Consider the following 17,712-nt stretch of genomic DNA (forward strand, 5'->3'; position numbering starts at 1 on the left):
CCAGCGCACCGTCGGTGTGGGTACAAAGAAGGTCATGCAAACAGCAAACGATATCCGCAGCACATTTCTCGACTTCTTCGCCAAGAACGGCCATACCCCGGTGCCGTCCAGTCCCCTGGTGCCTCGTAACGATCCGACCTTGATGTTCACCAATGCCGGCATGGTGCAGTTCAAGAACGTCTTCACCGGCATGGAGAAGCGGGATTATCTGCGCGCCACCACCTCGCAGAAATGCGTTCGCGCCGGCGGCAAGCACAACGATCTGGATAATGTCGGCTATACGGCCCGGCACCACACCTTCTTCGAAATGCTTGGGAATTTTTCCTTCGGCGATTATTTCAAGGAAGGCGCCATCGATTTCGCCTGGCGGCTGATCACCAAGGAATACGGTCTGGCGGCCGATCGTCTGCTGGTCACCGTCTATCACACCGACGACGACGCGTTCAATTTGTGGCGCAAGATCTCGGGCCTGCCGGAATCGCGGATCATCCGCATCCCGACCTCGGACAATTTCTGGGCGATGGGCGATACCGGTCCCTGCGGCCCATGTTCGGAAATCTTCTACGATCACGGCCCTGAGATCGCCGGGGGACCTCCCGGCAGCGCGGATGCCGACGGTGATCGCTTCATCGAGATCTGGAATCTGGTGTTCATGCAGTATGAACAGGTCACGCCGGATCAGCGGATCGATCTGCCGAGGCCGTCCATCGATACGGGCATGGGACTGGAACGCCTGGCCGCCGTGCTGCAGGGTCAACACGACAACTATGATATCGATCTGTTCCGCGCCTTGATCTCGGCCTCCGCGGATGCTTCGGGCGCCGCCGCCGACGGCCCCTATCGCGTGTCCCATCGGGTGATTGCCGACCATCTGCGGTCGTCGAGTTTCCTGATCGCCGACGGCGTGCTGCCGTCGAACGATGGCCGCGGTTACGTGCTGCGCCGGATCATGCGCCGTGCCATGCGGCACGCTCATCTGATGGGATGCACCGATCCCCTGATGTGGAAACTGGTTCCCGCCCTGGTCGCCCAGATGGGCCAGGCCTTCCCTGAACTGGTTCGCGCGCAACCCCTGATCACCGAGACTCTGAAACTCGAAGAGGAACGCTTCAAGCAGACCCTGGAACGCGGGCTGAAGCTTCTGGACGAGGAATCGGCTCGGCTCGGCTCTTCCGATCGTTTGAACGGCGAGGTGGCGTTCCGTCTTTACGACACGTTCGGCTTCCCCCTCGATCTCACGCAGGACGCCTTGAAGGCGCGCGGCATCAGCGTCGATGTCGACGGCTTCAACGCCGCCATGGCTCGCCAACGCGCCGAGGCCCGCAAGGCCTGGTCCGGTTCGGGCGAGGCGGCGACCGAGGCTGTGTGGTTTGAGACCCGTGAAAAGGTGGGAGCCAGCGAGTTCCTGGGATATGACACCGAGCGGGCGGAAGGTCAGATCGTCGCCCTGCTGGTGGATGGCAAGCCTGTCGAGAAGGCCGGCACCGGGGCAAGCGTCGCCGTGATCGCCAATCAGACGCCGTTTTACGGCGAATCCGGTGGTCAGATGGGGGATGCGGGAACCATCGTCGTGGCCGGTAAGGGACGGGTCACGGTTACCGATGCCCATAAGAAACTGGGCGATCTTATCGTGCATCTGGGGAGCGTCGTGGAAGGCGAGGTCGCCGTGGGCGATTTCGCCGATCTGCAGGTCGAGGGCGTGCGGCGTGGCGCCTTGCGGGCTCACCATTCGGCGACCCATCTGCTGCATGCTGCGCTTCGCCGACATCTGGGTGAGCATGTGACGCAAAAAGGCTCTCTGGTCGCGCCCGACCGCCTGCGCTTCGACATCAGTCATAACAAGGGATTGTCGCCCGAGGAGATTCGTCTCGTCGAAGATGACGTCAATCTTCACGTCCGGGCCAATTTGCCGGTCGACACTCGCCTGATGACTCCCGATGCCGCCATTACCGCCGGCGCCATGGCGCTTTTCGGCGAAAAATACGGTGATGAGGTCCGTGTCGTTTCGATGGGCGAGGGCCCCGACACCTATTCGGTCGAACTGTGCGGGGGGACCCATGTCCGGCGCACGGGCGATATCGGTTTGTTCAAGCTGGTCGCGGAAAGCGCCGTCGCCGCCGGAGTGCGTCGCATCGAAGCCGTCGTCGGTGCCGCGGCGGAGTCCTGGGTGGTCGAACAGTCCGATCTGCTGGGCCGCGCCGCCCAATCCTTGAAGGCGACGCCGGGTGAATTGCCGGTCCGTATCGAGACCCTGATCGAAGACCGGCGCCGGTTGGAGCGCGAGCTTTCCGAGCTTCGCCGCCAGATGGCAACCGGGGGAGCCCAGGCGGCGGCCAACAAAACGGTGGCGGGCGTAACCTTTGCCGCCCGTAAGCTGGATGGCGTGCCGGCCAAGGATCTCAAGGGCATGGCCGACGAAATCAAGAAACAGATCGGATCCGGAGTGGTCGCCCTGGTCGGTGCCGCGGACGGAAAGGCTTCCCTGGTGGTGGCGGTAACGGATGATCTGACGTCCCGGTTCTCGGCCGTGGATCTGGTTCGTATCGGCTCCGAGGCGCTGGGAGGCAAGGGTGGCGGTGGCCGGCCCGATATGGCCCAGGCCGGCGGTCCCGACAATGGACAAGTGGAAAAGGCCCTGTCGGCCATAGAAGAGGCCTTGGCCGCCTCGGCCTGAAGATAAGGATGTCGGCCAAGGGTATTTTTGTGCACTGCACAAAAATACCCTTGCAACCGGAGGAAGAATTGATATTCTCTCCATTGTGCAGTGCAGCATAAGCGATCGGGGATTACCCGCGCGTTGCCATTATCGCCCCCAGGAGAGGTGCCGTCATGACCGTTCAGAATTTCGATCAGATCGTCGCTTTCAGTAAGGAAAATGTCGAGGCGTTGGTGAAAAGCGGTTCTTTGGCCGTAAAAGGCCTCGAAGAACTGACCAAGGCCTATACGACCCTGGCCAATCAGTCGATCGAGCAGACCTCCAGCGCCGTCAAGGCGTTGACGTCGGCCAAAAATCCCGGCGAATTTCAAAGCATCTACGGTGATCTTGCCAAGAGCAATTTTGAGGCCCTGTTTTCGGAAAGCCGCAAGATCCAGGAATTGGCCAACAGCGTGGTGACCAGCAGCTTCGCGCCGCTGAACGCCCGCGTCCAGGCTCTGTCCGGTATTTTCAAGGCCGCTTGACCGGTCTTCGCGGTGTTCCGTCATCGCGAGTTTGGCTGCGGTTGGCGCCTAATTTGCGCGGGATGAAAAGGGACACCGGCCTTCGTGCCGGTGTCCGCCGCTCCGTTGCCTGACCTGAAAAAGCGCGCAAACGGCGAGGGGCAAATATAGGGATTAATCTCCGCTATTGTGCCGCCGTCTTCACATATTGGCCGATATCGACCTCGTCGATCTGCTCGGGCTGCAAGAAGGCCTCGGCATACTGTTTGTAGACGCCCGAGGTGAGGAACAGTTCGAAAAGATCGGGGTCCAGATGGTTGTCCTTTTTCATGAAGGACATGATCCTGATGCATTCGGACAATTTCTTCGGTGTCTTGTAAGGGCGGTCGCATGCGGTCAGGGCCTCGAAGATATCGGCAATGGCGATGATACGGGCCGGGACGCTCATCTGTTGGCGGGTCAGGCCCTTCGGATAGCCGCTTCCGTCCATTTTCTCGTGATGTCCGCCCGCCCATTCGGGGACGCGCTTCAGGGTCTTGGGGAAGGGCAGCGCTTCCAGCATCATGATGGTCTGGACGATGTGGTCGTTGATATGGAAGCGGTCCTCGGCGGTCAGGGTTCCCCGGCCGACCGACAGATTGTAGAGCTCTCCCAGATTGAATTTATGCGGCGGTGGCTTGACGACGAATCCCCTGGAGGTGTCCTCGCCCAAGGTCGGTTCGTCCCAGGCGATGATATGTTCGGGTTTATCGGCCAGCAGGAACTCGGTGGCTGGCAGGGGCGCCTTTTCCGCCGGCTTGCGATGGGCTTCCTCCCATGACAGGCCGATGTCGTCGTCCAGCGTGCGCTGCCAGGTGACGGCCGCAATGATTTTCAGACGCTCGATCTTGTCGGGCGCCATGAATTCCCCGCCAAGGTTGCATTCGGCGACGAAACCGTAGTCCGCGTCGATTTCGGCCAATCTGCGGTTCCGCTCCTCCGCCAGCGCCGCCGCGTCGCCACCCGCTGCGACCGCCTTCCAATAGGCGATCTCGACGTCGCGCTTGACCACCTCGAAGCGCATGCGGATTTCATGCAACCGGTTGTAAAGGGTTTCCAATTTGGTGGATTTGTCGACCACATATTCCGGGGTCGTCACCTTGCCGCAATCATGCAGCCCTCCCGCGACCTCAAGGGCGTACCATTCATCCTCGGACAGGCGGAAATCGGCGAAGGGGCCTCTGGTCGCGGCGGAAGCGGCGCGAGCCAGCATATTGGTCAACTCGGGAACCCGGCGGCAATGTCCTCCGGTATAGGCGGATTTCGCGTCGATGGCGTTGGCGAGAACCTGAATGAAGGCTTTGAACAGATCTTTCTGCGCGTCGAGCAGCATTTGATTGTCGAGCGCTACCGCCGCGTGACTGGCCAAGGCCTCGATGAGGGGAGCGACGTCGGACGAAAATGGAATCGTCCCACCGGACGGATCGCGGGCATTGATCAATTGCAGCACGCCGACCACGTCGGCGTCGTGATTCTTTAGGGGAACGGTAAGAAACGAGGTCGAACGGTAGCCGTTCTTGGCGTCAAAAGCCTCGGTGCCGGTGAAGTCGAATATGTCGGTATCGTAGGCGTCGGCGATGTTGACCGTGCTGCCGCTGAGGGCTGCATGGCTCGATACATTCTGATGGTTGGGGCGGCCGGCCTCGTCGAACAGGCGAACCGGGGGAAGGGGGACGGGCTGTCCGGTGGTACCGCCGAGGGCGATCCCGAGGCTGTCGTTTCTCACGATCTCGAAGCGGAGCTCACATCCCGTCTCATCGGTCAGATAAAGCGTCCCCCCATCGGCGTTGGTCAATTCCTTGGCGCCGAGCAGGATCATTTCCATCAGAAGGTTGTGATCGCGCTCCGCCGACAGGGCGATCCCCAGTTCGATCAGACGCCGATAGCGGAATTCACGCATGTCGGTGCCCGGTTCCGTCGTCGGCGACGTCATACGTTCGACCCCCTGCAAACGTCATAGTTGCGGCACGTTATCATGGAGTTGGGCGTCATGGCTGGGAAATCCAAGGCATCCCTTGACGGCGGCGGACATTGGCCGTCCAATGTCGTTCCCTTGACGGCTAGACGACGAAACATGCCCTATTCCTCATTGCGCGATTTTATGGCCCGTCTCGAAAAAGAAGGGCGCCTGGTGCGCGTCTCCGAACCGGTTTCTCCGGTTCTGGAGATTACCGAGATCCAGACCCGTCTCCTGGCGGAGGGCGGACCGGCCGTCCTGTTCGAAAACGTCGTCGGCCCCGATGGCAGGCGTTACGAGATGCCGGTGCTGGTCAACCTCTTCGGGACCATCGAACGGGTCGCGTGGGGCATGGATCGGGAGCCAGGCCAATTGCGTGAAGTCGGCGAGACGCTGGCTTTCCTCAAGCAGCCGGAGCCTCCGGGGGGCTGGCGGGAGGCCATCGAGATGCTGCCGCTGTTGAGAACCGTCATGGCCATGCGGCCGAAAACGGTGGGATCGGCGCCTTGCCAGGAGATCGTCCTGACGGGAGACGACATCGATCTGTCGCGGCTGCCGATCCAGTCCTGCTGGCCGGGTGAGCCGGCGCCGCTGATCACCTGGCCGGTGGTGGTGACCCAAGGGCCGCGCGCGTCCGGCAGTGACGCCGATCGCCGGGACTCGTTCAATCTGGGCATCTATCGGATGCAGGTGACGGGGCCACGGACGACGTTGATGCGTTGGCTGCGCCACCGTGGCGGTGCCCAGCATCATCAGCGCTGGGCTCGCGAGAAAGCCGAGCCTCTTCCCGCCGCCGTCGTCATCGGGGCCGATCCCGCCACCATCCTGGCCGCCGTGACGCCGGTCCCCGATACGCTGTCGGAATATCAGTTCGCCGGTCTGCTGCGTGGACGCAAAGTCGATCTCGTCGATTGTAAGACCGTGCCGCTCAAGGTGCCCGCGCAGGCGGAGATCGTCCTCGAAGGCCATGTCTCGCTGACCGATTATGGCGATGAGGGGCCCTATGGCGACCACACGGGCTATTACAACGCCGTCGAGCAGTTTCCCGTCTTCACCGTTTCGGCGATCACCATGCGCCGGGACCCCATCTATCTCTCCACCTTCACCGGCCGTCCTCCCGACGAGCCCTCGGTGCTGGGCGAGGCGTTGAACGAGGTGTTCATCCCTCTGCTGACCCAGCAGTTTCCCGAGATCGTCGATTTCTGGTTGCCGCCGGAAGGATGTTCCTACCGGATCGCCGTGGTCTCCATCCGCAAGTCCTATCCGGGCCATGCCCGGCGCGTGATGATGGGGGTCTGGTCGTTCCTGCGGCAATTCATCTACACCAAGTTCGTCATCGTGGTGGACGACGATATCAACGCCAGGGACTGGAAGGATGTGATGTGGGCCATATCGACCCGCATGGATCCCGCCCGCGATATCATGGTGATTGAAAACACCCCGATCGATTACCTCGATTTCGCTTCGCCCGACTCCGGGCTTGGTGGCAAACTGGGTATGGATGCCACCAACAAGATGCCGCCCGAAACCCACCGCGATTGGGGCGTCAAGATCCGAATGGACGAGAAGGTGATCGAGGAGGTCACCGACAAATGGTCCCGCTACGGCTTGCCCGGCAGTGGTCGTCCCATTTGGAAATGACCGGCCGCTGTCCTATCTGAATCGATAGTTCGAATTTAAATTTATCGTCCGAGACGTTAAGGAGCCCGAATATGGTCGCCGAGGAAGCCCTCAGCCTGTTGACCGATCTCATCGCCAAAGCCAAGACATTGGGGGCCGACGCCGCCGATGCCCTGCTGGTCGATCAGGCTTCGCTGTCGGTGGCCTATCGTCTTGGCCAGCCGGAAAAAGTCGAACGCTCGGAGTCCGGAGATGTCGGGCTCCGCGTTTTCATCGGCAAGCGTCAGGCCCTGGTGTCGTCGTCCGACCGCGGCCGCCAGGCCCTCGATGACCTGGCCGATCGTGCCGTCGCCATGGCCAGGGCGGTGCCCGAGGATCCTTTTTGCGGTTTGGCCGATCCCTCGCAACTGGCGCGTGATCTGCCGCCGCTCGATATCTGCGACGCCGTCGAGCCGGCACCCGAGACGCTGGTCGACTGGGCGCAGCGCGCTGAAGAGGCGGCCCGCGCCGTTCCGGGCGTGACCAATTCGGAAGGGGCGGAAGCCGGGTGGGGAAAAAGCATGGTGGCTCTCGCCGGGTCGAACGGCCTGGCCCATAGTTACAGCGTCAGCAGCGTGCAGATTTCCGCAGCGGTGCTGGCCGGCGACGCCAAGGGCGGCATGGAGCGGGACTATGATTTCTCTTCGGCGGTTTACGCCTCCGATCTGCGTTCGCCGGAGGACGTCGGTCATGGCGCCGGCCATCGGGCGGTGCGCCGGTTGGGCGCTCACAAGGTCAAGACGGCACGGGTGCCGGTGATTTTCGATCCGCGGGTTTCGCGCGGTCTGCTCGGCCATTTGTCCGGGGCGATCAACGGAAGCTCCATCGCCCGCGGGACCAGTTTCCTGAAGGATAGTTTGGGAAAACAAATCCTTCCGGCCGGCGTGACGGTCATCGACGACCCGCACCGGCAGCGGGGGCTTCGCTCCAAGCCCTGCGACGGCGAGGGGGTGGCCAACCGGCGCCGCGCCATCATCGAGAATGGCGTTCTGACCACATGGTTGCTCGATCTGCGGTCGGCCCGGCAACTTGGCCTGGAAACCACCGGCCACGCCTCACGGGGCGTGAGTTCCCCGCCCTCGCCGTCGGTGACCAATCTCTGGCTGGAGCCGGGGGCCGTCACGCCCGCCGAATTGCTGTCCGACATCGCCGACGGCTTTTACGTGACCGAATTGTTCGGCATGGGCGTCAATGGCGTCACCGGCGATTATTCGCGGGGGGCGGCGGGTTTCTGGATTTCCGGCGGCGAGATCGCCTATCCGGTCAGCGAGGTGACGGTGGCGGGCAATCTCAAGGAGATGTTCCTCAATCTGACGCCGGCCAACGATCTCGTCTTCCGTTACGGCATGGACGCGCCGACCGTGCGTATCGACGGCTTGACCGTCGCCGGGGCGTGAGCGGAGCAATCAGCTAGGGGGGCATGGCCCCCCCTTGATGGGAGGCTTAAGGCTTCTCCCATTGCTCCGGTTCCCAATGGCTTGAAAGGCAATCCCGGATATTTTGAACCACCAAGGCACCAAGACACCAAGGCGCCTTTCGGATCATCCGGCGGCGGCCAATCTGCGCCGCAGGCATTCGGCCTACAGCCGGTGACCGGACGGGAAAAGGCCGGTGGCACACTCCGCCACCTTGGTGCCTTGGTGGTTAATCAAAAGCCGGAGCGCGCCGGAAGCATCAAGAGGATGAAAAGCATCTGGCCAATTGCCAATGTCCAAACGTCAGTACACGGCTTCAGGACTGCTTCGCACCCTTTGCCTTAATTTGTCCCGGGCAAAGTCCCTCCTTCGTCATCCATGAGGGCCTGGCGTATCCATCTGGCCGCCGGGCCCAGGATGTCGTCGCGCCGATAGGCCAGGTGCATCGGAAGCGGGCGGCACCAGTCGCTATCGGTAACGCCTTCGGCTTCCAGCCGGACCAGTCGTCCCGCGTCCAGATCCGCCCGGGCGAGGGCAAGCGGCAGGCGCCCCCATGCCAGTCCGCTGAGAATGGCGTTTTTCTTGAAGCCCATGTCGTTGATCCGCCAGATCACGCCTTCCGGTGAATTGAACATCCGCTGCCTGGGGTGCCGCGAGGCGTTGGCCATGACGATCTGCACCTGTTCGCGGAAAGCCTCCGGCGGAATGGGGCCGGTCATGAGGCCGAGCGGGTGATCCGGGGCCGCCACGGGAACCCGCGCGATCATGCCGATGGGGTGGCTGGCCAGTTCGGGGAACTGCGCGATGACGGGGCCTGCGATGCCCAGGGTGGCGGTCCCGTCGACGACGGCCATGGCCACCGCATGCAGCGAATCGATCGTGATGCGGGCCCGAACGATGGGGAATTCTCGGTTGAAGCGCGCCAGAACCGCAATGAGACGGGCTGTCGGGAAGGCGCAATCGACGGCCAGCAGCAATTTTCGTTCGATGCCCTGGGCCATGCTGTCGGCCGACCGTTGCAGGGTGCGCATCTCCAGGGCCAGGCGTCGGGCCATCGGCACCAGGGCCCGTCCCTCCGTCGTCAGGATGGGCAGTCTGGCCGAGCGGTCGAACAATGTGATCCCCAGATCGGTTTCCAGCTTCTGAATAGCGTAGGTCACGCTCGATTGGGGGCGGTTCATCATCTTGGCGGCGGCCGAGAAATTGCCGTGTTCGACGACCGCAAGAAAGGTCGTGATCTGATCAATGGAAGGAAGAGATGCGCTCATCATGGCTCTTCTATCAAAAAACATGATGGAAATGCGTGGTTTTTTGGGGATTGTCCACACATTATTCCTCGGGTTATTGTCTTTTCGTGTCGGGTGGTGCCGGTTGTTATTGTGGTAATTGTTGAATACATCGACATGTTTTTATGTGTTGTCTAAGTCGTGGTCGGGTAGATCGGTGGCTGCCTTCAGTATTGAGGCCGTCTTCCGACGGTGGCGCAAACAATGCTGCAAGTCGTTTCGGCGGTGGTTCCCCGGATTTTAGTTGATAATGATGTGCAATTGCAATTTGAGGACCGTTTCCATATGCGTTGAATCTTAGCGTCGGGACCGCCCGGATTATTGGCCGAGAGGCGGGCTTCAGGGGGTGTTTCCGGTTAACAAATGCGAATAAGACGCATTATACTTATCCGTTGGTAAGGGGTCGTGAGTGATGAAGCAGGTGGCGATGCGTCCGGTGGTGGCCGGTATTGCGGGGGTGGCGATGATGGTCGGGGCCTCGGGTTTCGGGCAAAGCGTGGTCGCGGAGGAGGCTTCCTCGGCATCCGATGCGATCGCGCTGCCGGCCGTCGCGGTGGAAGGGGCGAAGACGGACGACGGTGCGACGGGGGCGGTGACCGGATTCGTCGCCCAGGGAGGTCGCAGCGCGACCAAGACCGCCACCGATCTGGTCGAGACGCCGCAAGCCATCACCGTGATCAGCCGGGATCGGTTGGATGCGACCAACAGCCGGAGCGTTGCCGATGCCATCCGCTATACCGCCGGCGTCAGCGATTACGGCGGGCGCGATGACCCTCGCGGTTACGGCGGAACCATTCGCGGCTTTTCCGCCGACACCTATCTCGATGGCCTGCGTCTGCCGGATGCCTCCGCCTCCCAGACCTTCGATCTCGAGCCTTATGGGCTGGAGCGGTTGGAGGTGCTGCGCGGCGCCAGTTCAGCACTCTATGGTGGCGGCAGTCTGGGCGGCATCATCAACGGCGTGAGCAAGGTGCCGCGCGCCGACCAGGTCAACGAGTTGGCAATCCAAAGCGGGTCGTTCAACCGTATCCAGGGGGCTGCGGATCTGGGCGGTGACGTCAGCGCGGACGGCTCGCTGTTGTGGCGCCTGAATGCCCTGGTCCGCGATTCCGATACCGACTTCAATGATATCAAGAACAATCGACTCTATGTGGCACCATCCCTGAAATGGATCGGCGATAAATCCAGCTTTACGCTTCTGGCCAGTCATACCCAGATCGACGCCGGGTCGTCGGCGCAGTTCCTGCCGGCGCTGGGAACGGTCCTATATAATCCGAAAGGTAAGATCGCCCGCGATTTCCTGGTGGGCGATCCCAATTTCGACATTTATTCAAAACGGCAGACCTCGGTCGGCTATCAGTTCGAACATCAGTTCAATCCAGACCTGAGTTTCCGGCAGAATGTCCGCTTCGCTCACATGGATCTGAATTATCGCTTCGTCACCGCGGTGGCGTTGCTTTCCGACAATCGGACCCTGACCCGCCAGGCGCTGTTGCAGTCGTCGACCTACAACAATGTCTCGATGGACAATCAAGTGGAATACAAGGTCAATACGGGCCTGGTTTCCCATGATTTCCTGGCCGGTCTCGACTTTTCCTCGCAATTCATCGCGCTTCGGCGCGGCCAGGGCACGGCGCCATCGCTGGATATCTTCAATCCGGTCTACCGCGCGGTCACCTCTCCCGGCTATGCCAATAAGATCAACACCAATCAGACGGAATCGCAGACCGGCCTCTATGGCCAGGACCAGATCGGCCTCGGCAACTGGCGTCTGATTCTGACCGGCCGGCAGGATTTCGCTGACAGCGATCTCGTCAACAACAACAGCCATACCACGACCCAAAGCAGTCCCCAGGCGTTCACCTACCGGACGGCGTTGCTCTATGCCTTCCCGGTCGGTATTTCGCCCTATGTCGCCTATGCCACGTCGTTCCAGCCGCAGAGCGGCACCGATGTCAGCGGATCGCCGTTTTCGCCGCTGACCGGCGATCAGGTGGAACTTGGCGTCAAATATCAGCCGCCGGGAAGCTCGACGCTGTTCTCCGTCGCCACTTACGATCTGACGCAGCAGAACGTGCTGACGACCGATCCCAACAATTCGAGCTACAACGTCGAAACCGGAGAAATCCGGACGCGCGGTGTCGAATTCGAGGTTTTGGGCAGCCTGGCCGAACAGGTCAATTTCATCGCGGCCCTGACCTTCCAGGATCCCCGGATCACCAAAAGCAATGTGGCGGGAGAGGTCGGCAACCGGCCGACCACGGTGCCCAGCCGGATGGCCTCGCTCTATCTGGACAAGACCTGGGCACTCGACGAGCGTGTGGCGGTCGGCCTTGGCGGCGGGGTTCGCTACCAGGGTACGACCGAAGGCACCGATCCGAACACTTTCGAGGTGCCCAGCCAGACCGTTTTCGATCTCAACGGCCATGTCGATTACGAGCGCTGGCGCTTGCAGGTCAATGCCACCAACGTGACCGACGAGACCATCTACGCGGCCTGTACCCGAACGGTCTCCTGCTCCTATGGAACGGGGCGGGCGGTGTTCGCCACCCTGTCCTATCGGTGGTAAGGCCATGAGCATGCCCAGCCTTCGTCACCATCTGTCGCTGCTTGCCGCCGTCTTGTGCCTATTGGCGGCGGCGATCCATCCGCTCCGCGCCGAGACGGCATTGCCCGGGGGCGAAGGCGGCGCTCAGCCGGACGGAGTGTTCCCGCGCCAGCTTCGCCATCCGTTCGGTGAAACCCGGATTCCCTCGGCGCCATCCCGTATCGTCGTCCTGTCCACCGGACAGATCGATGCGGCTTTGACCTTGGGCGTGGTTCCTGTCGGCGCCACCCGCGTCGAGGGGCGGGGCCTTTACGGCGCCTATCTTGCGGATGCCTTCGCTTCCCAGCGGGCGAAACTCGATGCCATGGCCGATCTCGGCGGACGGGCCAGTCCCGATGTGGAGGCGATCGCCCAGCTTCATCCCGATCTTATCTTGATGAATGCCGCCCTGCTGAAGCGGGATCTCTATGAGCGGTTGTCCCGGATCGCTCCCACCGTGGTCACGCATGGCACGGGGGTCAATTGGCAGGTGGATTTCCTGCTGCTGGCCGACGCGCTGGGCAAACGCGGAACGGCGGAGGCCTTTCTCGATCGCTTCCACGCCGACGCGCGCGCCGATGCGGTCCGATGGCGCGATCATCCTCCGGCGGTGTCCTTTTTGATGTCTCTCGCCGGTCGGACGCGGGTCTTCGGGGTGTCCTCCTTTGCCGGGGGCATTGCACAGGAACTCGGGCTGGTGCGACCCGCGGATCAGCGGTTTTCCGAAACGTCGCAGGATATCAGTGCCGAACTGCTGGATCGTGCCGATGCGGACTGGATCTTTTTCGCGGGACGCGGAGGAGCGCGTGAGGGCGTCGCCGCCTCGCCCCTCTGGCCCACCTTGAATGCCGTTCGCGCGAGGCATGCCGTTGCCGTCGACCTTGATGCCTTTTATCTGAATGCCGGCCCGACCGCCGCCCGTCATGTTCTCGATACCGTTGCCTCCGCGATCGGCCGCTGATCCCATGGCGCGGGGAAGGCCCTCCACGTCCGGCTCTCGCCTGGCCGGCCTGCTCGGCCTCGGCTGCCTGCTGCTGGTTCTGCTGGCCGCCAGCATCGCCGTCGGGGCGAGAACCCTGTCCCTGTCCGATCTTTGGCATGTCCTGCTGCATGCCGATGACGGGCGGACGTCGGTCATCGTCTGGCAACTTCGTTTGCCACGGACCTTGATGGGGGCCGTCGTCGGAGCGGCATTGGGAACCGCGGGGGCGTTGACCCAGGCGCTTTGCCGCAATGCGCTGGCCGAACCGGGGCTGCTGGGGATCAATGCCGGAGCGGCCTTGGCCGTGGTCCTGGGGATGGCGCTGTCCGTTGCGCCCGGTCTGGCCGGACAGGCCGGGCTTGCCCTTTTCGGGGCGATGATCGCGGCTCTTGGCGTTCACGCCCTCGACCGTATTGCTCCCGGCGATCGCCGTGGGGTGCATCTGGTGCTGACGGGCGCCGCGGTCTCGGCGTCGATCCGTGCCTGTACCGGGATCATCACCATGTCCGACAGCGGGGTTTTCGATAATTACCGCTTCTGGGTGGTCGGCTCGCTCAGTCGACCGCTCCCGGTGGGGATCAATGCCGTTCTGGTTATTCTGCTTCTGCTCGCGGGGCTGTCCTCGTTATGGGGTGGGCGGCTGAACGCGCTGGCCCTGGGCGAGGAGCCGATGCGTGCGCTTGGGCTGCGGCCGGGGGCGACGCGTCTCGGGCTGTTCGGCGCCATCGTCCTGCTTTGCGGCCTGTCGACGGCTCTGGTCGGACCGATCGCCTTCCTCGGCCTCGTCGTGCCGCATTCCGCCCGTCTGTTGATCGGGGGCGATTGGCGGTGGATCCTGCCTTATTCGGCGGTGCTGGGGGCTTTGCTGCTGATCGCTGCCGATATCTTGGGCCGCCTCATCGTTTCTCCGGGCGAACTGGAGGCGGGAATCGTCATCGCCTTCCTTGGAGCGCCGTTGTTGCTGTGGCTGGTGAACCGGCGGCCGATATGATGCGCCATTCCCTATCGGTTCCAGCCGGCGGCGCGGCGCGGGGGCGCCGGGGAGCCGTTTCCGCGGCCCTCGGTCTTCTGGCGGTCGCCCTGAGCATCGCGGCGCTCAGTCTCCTTCGCGGTAGTTATGGACTGTCTGCCGATCAGGTCTGGCTGGCATTAAACGGCCAGGCCGACGCCATGGGGCATCTGATCATTCTGGAGATGCGGTTGCCGCGCCTGATCGCCGCCGTGGTCGTGGGGATCTGTCTCGGAGTGGCCGGCGCGATCTTTCAAGGCCTGTGCCGCAATCCCCTGGCCAGTCCCGACGTCATGGGTTTCACCACCGGCGCGGCCACCGGCGCTTTGGCAGGCATCCTCCTGTTGGGCGCCTCAGGCACCGCGATTGGCGCTCTGCTGGGCGGAGCGGGGGCGGGACTGCTGGTTCAACTGGTGAGCCGGGGCCGGCTGCGCGGCGATTCTTTCATTCTGAGCGGTGTGGGCGTGACCGCGATGCTTGCCGCTTTCAACGAATATCTGGTGACCAGGGTCGATCTTGAAAAAGCCGAGATGGCGAAGACCTGGCTGTTCGGCAGTCTGGCCGGCGCGTCCTGGAGCCATCTTGTCCTGGCGGTGCCGGCGATGATCATCCTGTTGGTGGCGGTTGCCGTGCTCTGGCCGCGCATGCGGCTGCTGGCGATGGGTGACGACCTCGCCACCGCGCTTGGTTTGCCGACCCGGTCGAGCCGCCTGTGGCTGACGGTCTTCGGAATCTGTCTGACCGTTCTGGCCACCACGCTGGCCGGGCCTGTGCATTTTCTGGCGCTTGCCGCTGCGCCCCTGGCCCGCCGCCTGTTCCGCACCCCCGACAGCGGCCTGGCCGGGTCGGCGGCGATGGGGGCGGTGTTGATGATGTTCGCCGACTTCCTGGCGCAGCGGCTGATGGCTCCGTTCCAGATCCCGGTCGGTCTGATTACCGGCGCGGTCGGCGGTGTTTATCTCGTGGTGTTGTTGTCCTGGTCGCGTCGGAAGGGAAAAGTCTGATGTCATGTGATTCCGCCCCGTTCGGATCGCTCCCGTCCCGCCTGGGCGCGCGGCGGATCACCGTCGCCTACCGCGACCGGGTGGTTCTCGACCAACTGTCTCTCGATATCCCGGATGGCGCCTTCACCGTGATTATCGGCGCCAACGGCTGCGGAAAATCCACATTGCTGCGGGCTCTGGCCCGCATCGTCGCGCCGGCGGGGGGATCCGTGCTGCTCGACGGCGCCGAGATCGCCGGCTATCACACCAAGGAGGTCGCCCGGCGCCTGGGACTGCTTCCCCAGGACTCGGTGGTCCCGGACGACATCACGGTGTTCGACCTGGTGTCGCGGGGGCGCTATCCCCATCAGGAATTTCTGCGGCGCTGGTCGGCGGCCGACGATCGCGCCGTCGCCGAGGCGTTGGCGGCGACCGGACTCGGCGAGCTTGCCGATCGGTTCGTCGATGAGCTGTCGGGCGGGCAGCGCCAAAGAGCCTGGATCTCCCTGGTGCTGGCGCAGCAAACGCCGTTGATGCTGCTCGATGAGCCGACTCGCGCGCTCGACATTGCCCATCAAATCGAATTGCTCGATTTGATGGGACGACTTAATCGCGATCATGGCCGTACGCTGGTCGCGGTCCTGCACGATCTCAACCAGGCTTTTCGCTATGCCGATCACCTGATCGCCATGCGCAACGGCGCGATCGTCGCCCAGGGCACCCCGGCGGAATTGGTGTCGGCGGCATTCATCGAGCAGTTGTTCGGTCTGCGCAGTGTGGTCATCGATGATCCGGTTTCCGGCCGTCCGCTGGTCATTCCGGTGGGGGAGGCTCATTCCGGAACATAACGGCGCGGGAGGGGATCTTCCGCCTCTTAATGCGCTTGCGAATCATTATCATCTAACATAGGGTTTGTTTTCCCGGCATGCCGCCGGAGAAGGGAGAGCAGCGCCGGTGGGGCCACCTCGTCTGGATATCGGGCATTTGTTCAGCGCGCATCGCAAGGAATTATTGAGGTTTCTTCAGCGTTGCCTGGGGGAACGGCCCGAGTTTCGCGAGACGGCCGCCGATCTGGTGCAGGACAGCTTCCTGAGGCTCTCCGCCGCCCGGGGAGACACTTCGGATCTGATCGAGAACCCTCGAGCCATGCTGTTTCGCATCGCCCGCAATCTTGCCACCGATACCTTGCGCCACGAGCGCGTGACGGCAAATCTGTTCGACCCCGGCGGCATGGACGATACCCTGGTGGCGGCGGACCCTTCACCGGAGAGGCAGGTCCTGGACCGTGATCTGCTGTCCCGCCTGCATCTCGCCATGGGCGAGCTTTCGCCGTTGCAGCGTCAGGTCCTGACCCTGAAGCGACTGCATGGTCTCAGCCATGCGGAAATCGCCGCGCAAACGGGGCTCAGTCCGGCGGCCATCGAAAAGACCCTGACCCGGGCCCTGCAACGGTTGCGCCGGGTCTTGGGGGACTCTTTCCCATGACTTTCGGCCAAGCCTTTGGTCCGGGTCCGGGTCCGTCCGCTTCGTCCGTCATAGATGACGGAACTTTCCGAATTCCGTCGATGTGTGTCCCATGAGTATTGTGCCGTTATTTTCATCTGACCACCCGGAATCGGTGAGCGACACGGCTCTGGAATGGCTTGTCCTCCTCGACGATGGGGGGGCGCCCGCCTTGCGGGAGGCTTGCGCGGCCTGGCGGGCGGCCGATCCCGCCCACGAGCGTGCCTGGCAAGAGGCGCTCGCGCTGTGGCGCAGTCCGGAATTGGCGGTCGCGCTGGCTGTCGATCGGCCGTTGCGGCGGAGGGAACCGGCGGGTTCGATCCGGCGACTGACGGCTTTGGCGGCGATGCTGGCCTTGGCGATTTTCGGCGCGGCCTGGTCGATCCCCTCGCCGATCGCGCCGCTGCGCTGGGCCTTGGCCGATTTGCGCGCTCCCTTGCATGATCTGCGGGCGCTCACCTTGCCGGATGGCACCCGGATCACGCTCGATGCGGCGTCTGCGGCGGACATGGCATTCACGCCCGACCGTCGCCGGTTGCGTCTTCAAGGCGGACGCATGGTGGTCGAGGCCGCCCATGATGCGTCCCGTCCCCTGGAGGTTGAAACCGACCTGGGAGTGGTCACCGTGGTCGGGACCCGTTTCCTGGTCGATACCGCGCCGGGGGAATTGAGCGTCGCCGTGCAGGAGGGGCGCGTCGCCGTGGAAAGCCGGGCCGGAAACGTTTTGTTGACGCCCGGGCAGCGATTGCGCCTGGAGGACGGCGCGGAAGGCGGCGCGCCGCCGTCGTCCGTCGTTGAACCGGTCGATCCCGATCTCGTCGCCGATGCGGCCGGTGGCTGGCGGAATTTCAAGGGAACCCCCCTGGCTGAGGTGCTGGCCGAGATCGGACGCTATCGCTGGGCGCCGATCCTGCTTGCCGACCATGCGCTCGACGCCCTGCCGGTGACCGCGCGGCTCCAGGTGGCGGCGCCCGAGCGGGCGCTCGCGGCGCTTGCCTCGACCATGCCGGTGAGTTTCGAGGCGTGGCCCGGCGGGGTGTTGCTGGCCGCCCCTTCCAATCCGCCGAAATAAATTACCGACGCCGCTGTCCGGGTTTGCTCGGTTCCCCCGTCATATAATGCGAACGATACGC

Annotated in this window: 13 protein-coding genes; 11 read left to right on the forward strand and 2 right to left on the reverse strand. The window is 63.1% G+C overall.

Translation table 11 applies throughout. The annotated features are described in order from the left end of the window. Positions 1–34 precede the first annotated feature (34 nt). Positions 35–2,674, forward strand: a complete 2,640-nt coding sequence (gene alaS, locus CWS72_RS02495; protein WP_101248992.1) for an alanine--tRNA ligase — start codon at positions 35–37, stop codon at positions 2,672–2,674. A gap of 155 nt (positions 2,675–2,829) precedes the next feature. Next, on the forward strand, positions 2,830–3,180 hold the full coding sequence (locus tag CWS72_RS02500) for a phasin family protein (protein WP_101248993.1): 351 nt from the start codon (positions 2,830–2,832) through the stop codon (positions 3,178–3,180). Positions 3,181–3,343: 163 nt separating this feature from the next. Here the strand turns inward: CWS72_RS02500 and CWS72_RS02505 are convergent, their stop codons facing one another. After that, the gene (locus CWS72_RS02505; RefSeq protein ID WP_199175514.1) at positions 3,344–5,131 is read right to left on the reverse strand and encodes an HD family phosphohydrolase; all 1,788 of its coding nucleotides are present in this window, start codon (positions 5,129–5,131) and stop codon (positions 3,344–3,346) included. A 141-nt stretch (positions 5,132–5,272) separates the two neighbouring features. On the opposite strand from CWS72_RS02505, the gene CWS72_RS02510 reads away from it, so the two are divergent. Together CWS72_RS02510 and CWS72_RS02515 are read left to right on the forward strand one after the other, a co-directional pair. Beyond that, on the forward strand, positions 5,273–6,796 hold the full coding sequence (locus tag CWS72_RS02510; protein WP_101248994.1) for a UbiD family decarboxylase: 1,524 nt from the start codon (positions 5,273–5,275) through the stop codon (positions 6,794–6,796). Between the two features lie 71 nt (positions 6,797–6,867). Then, entirely contained in the window at positions 6,868–8,211 is a 1,344-nt protein-coding gene (locus CWS72_RS02515) for a TldD/PmbA family protein (RefSeq protein ID WP_101248995.1), read from the forward strand. Positions 8,212–8,570: 359 nt separating this feature from the next. On the opposite strand, the gene CWS72_RS02520 is transcribed toward CWS72_RS02515, so the two are convergent. Continuing rightward, complete coding sequence (locus tag CWS72_RS02520) at positions 8,571–9,500, reverse strand: LysR family transcriptional regulator (protein WP_158240475.1); 930 nt, start codon at positions 9,498–9,500, stop codon at positions 8,571–8,573. 427 nt (positions 9,501–9,927) lie between these two features. Between CWS72_RS02520 and CWS72_RS02525 the strand changes: the two genes are divergently transcribed. The 7 genes from CWS72_RS02525 to CWS72_RS02555 all read left to right on the forward strand — a co-directional run bounded on the left by CWS72_RS02525 (position 9,928) and on the right by CWS72_RS02555 (position 17,651). Beyond that, a complete protein-coding gene (locus tag CWS72_RS02525) occupies positions 9,928–12,084 on the forward strand; it encodes a TonB-dependent siderophore receptor (protein WP_101248997.1) in 2,157 nt (718 codons plus the stop codon). A 4-nt stretch (positions 12,085–12,088) separates the two neighbouring features. Continuing rightward, complete coding sequence (locus CWS72_RS02530) at positions 12,089–13,063, forward strand: iron-siderophore ABC transporter substrate-binding protein (RefSeq protein WP_158240476.1); 975 nt, start codon at positions 12,089–12,091, stop codon at positions 13,061–13,063. A 4-nt stretch (positions 13,064–13,067) separates the two neighbouring features. Continuing rightward, a complete protein-coding gene (locus CWS72_RS02535; RefSeq protein WP_101248999.1) occupies positions 13,068–14,075 on the forward strand; it encodes a FecCD family ABC transporter permease in 1,008 nt (335 codons plus the stop codon). Beyond that, a complete protein-coding gene (locus CWS72_RS02540; RefSeq protein WP_199175515.1) occupies positions 14,072–15,097 on the forward strand; it encodes a FecCD family ABC transporter permease in 1,026 nt (341 codons plus the stop codon). Before CWS72_RS02535 ends, CWS72_RS02540 begins: the two co-directional genes overlap by 4 nt. Beyond that, complete coding sequence (locus CWS72_RS02545; RefSeq protein WP_101249000.1) at positions 15,097–15,924, forward strand: ABC transporter ATP-binding protein; 828 nt, start codon at positions 15,097–15,099, stop codon at positions 15,922–15,924. The genes CWS72_RS02540 and CWS72_RS02545 overlap by 1 nt, the downstream gene beginning before the upstream one ends. Positions 15,925–16,030: 106 nt before the next feature. Then, positions 16,031–16,561, forward strand: a complete 531-nt coding sequence (locus CWS72_RS02550) for an RNA polymerase sigma factor (RefSeq protein WP_158240477.1) — start codon at positions 16,031–16,033, stop codon at positions 16,559–16,561. Positions 16,562–16,694: 133 nt separating this feature from the next. Next, positions 16,695–17,651, forward strand: coding sequence for a FecR family protein (locus CWS72_RS02555; protein ID WP_158240478.1), 957 nt, complete (start codon positions 16,695–16,697; stop codon positions 17,649–17,651). Positions 17,652–17,712 lie beyond the last annotated feature (61 nt).

Source organism: Telmatospirillum siberiense, assembly GCF_002845745.1.
GTDB lineage: Bacteria > Pseudomonadota > Alphaproteobacteria > Rhodospirillales > Magnetospirillaceae > Telmatospirillum > Telmatospirillum siberiense.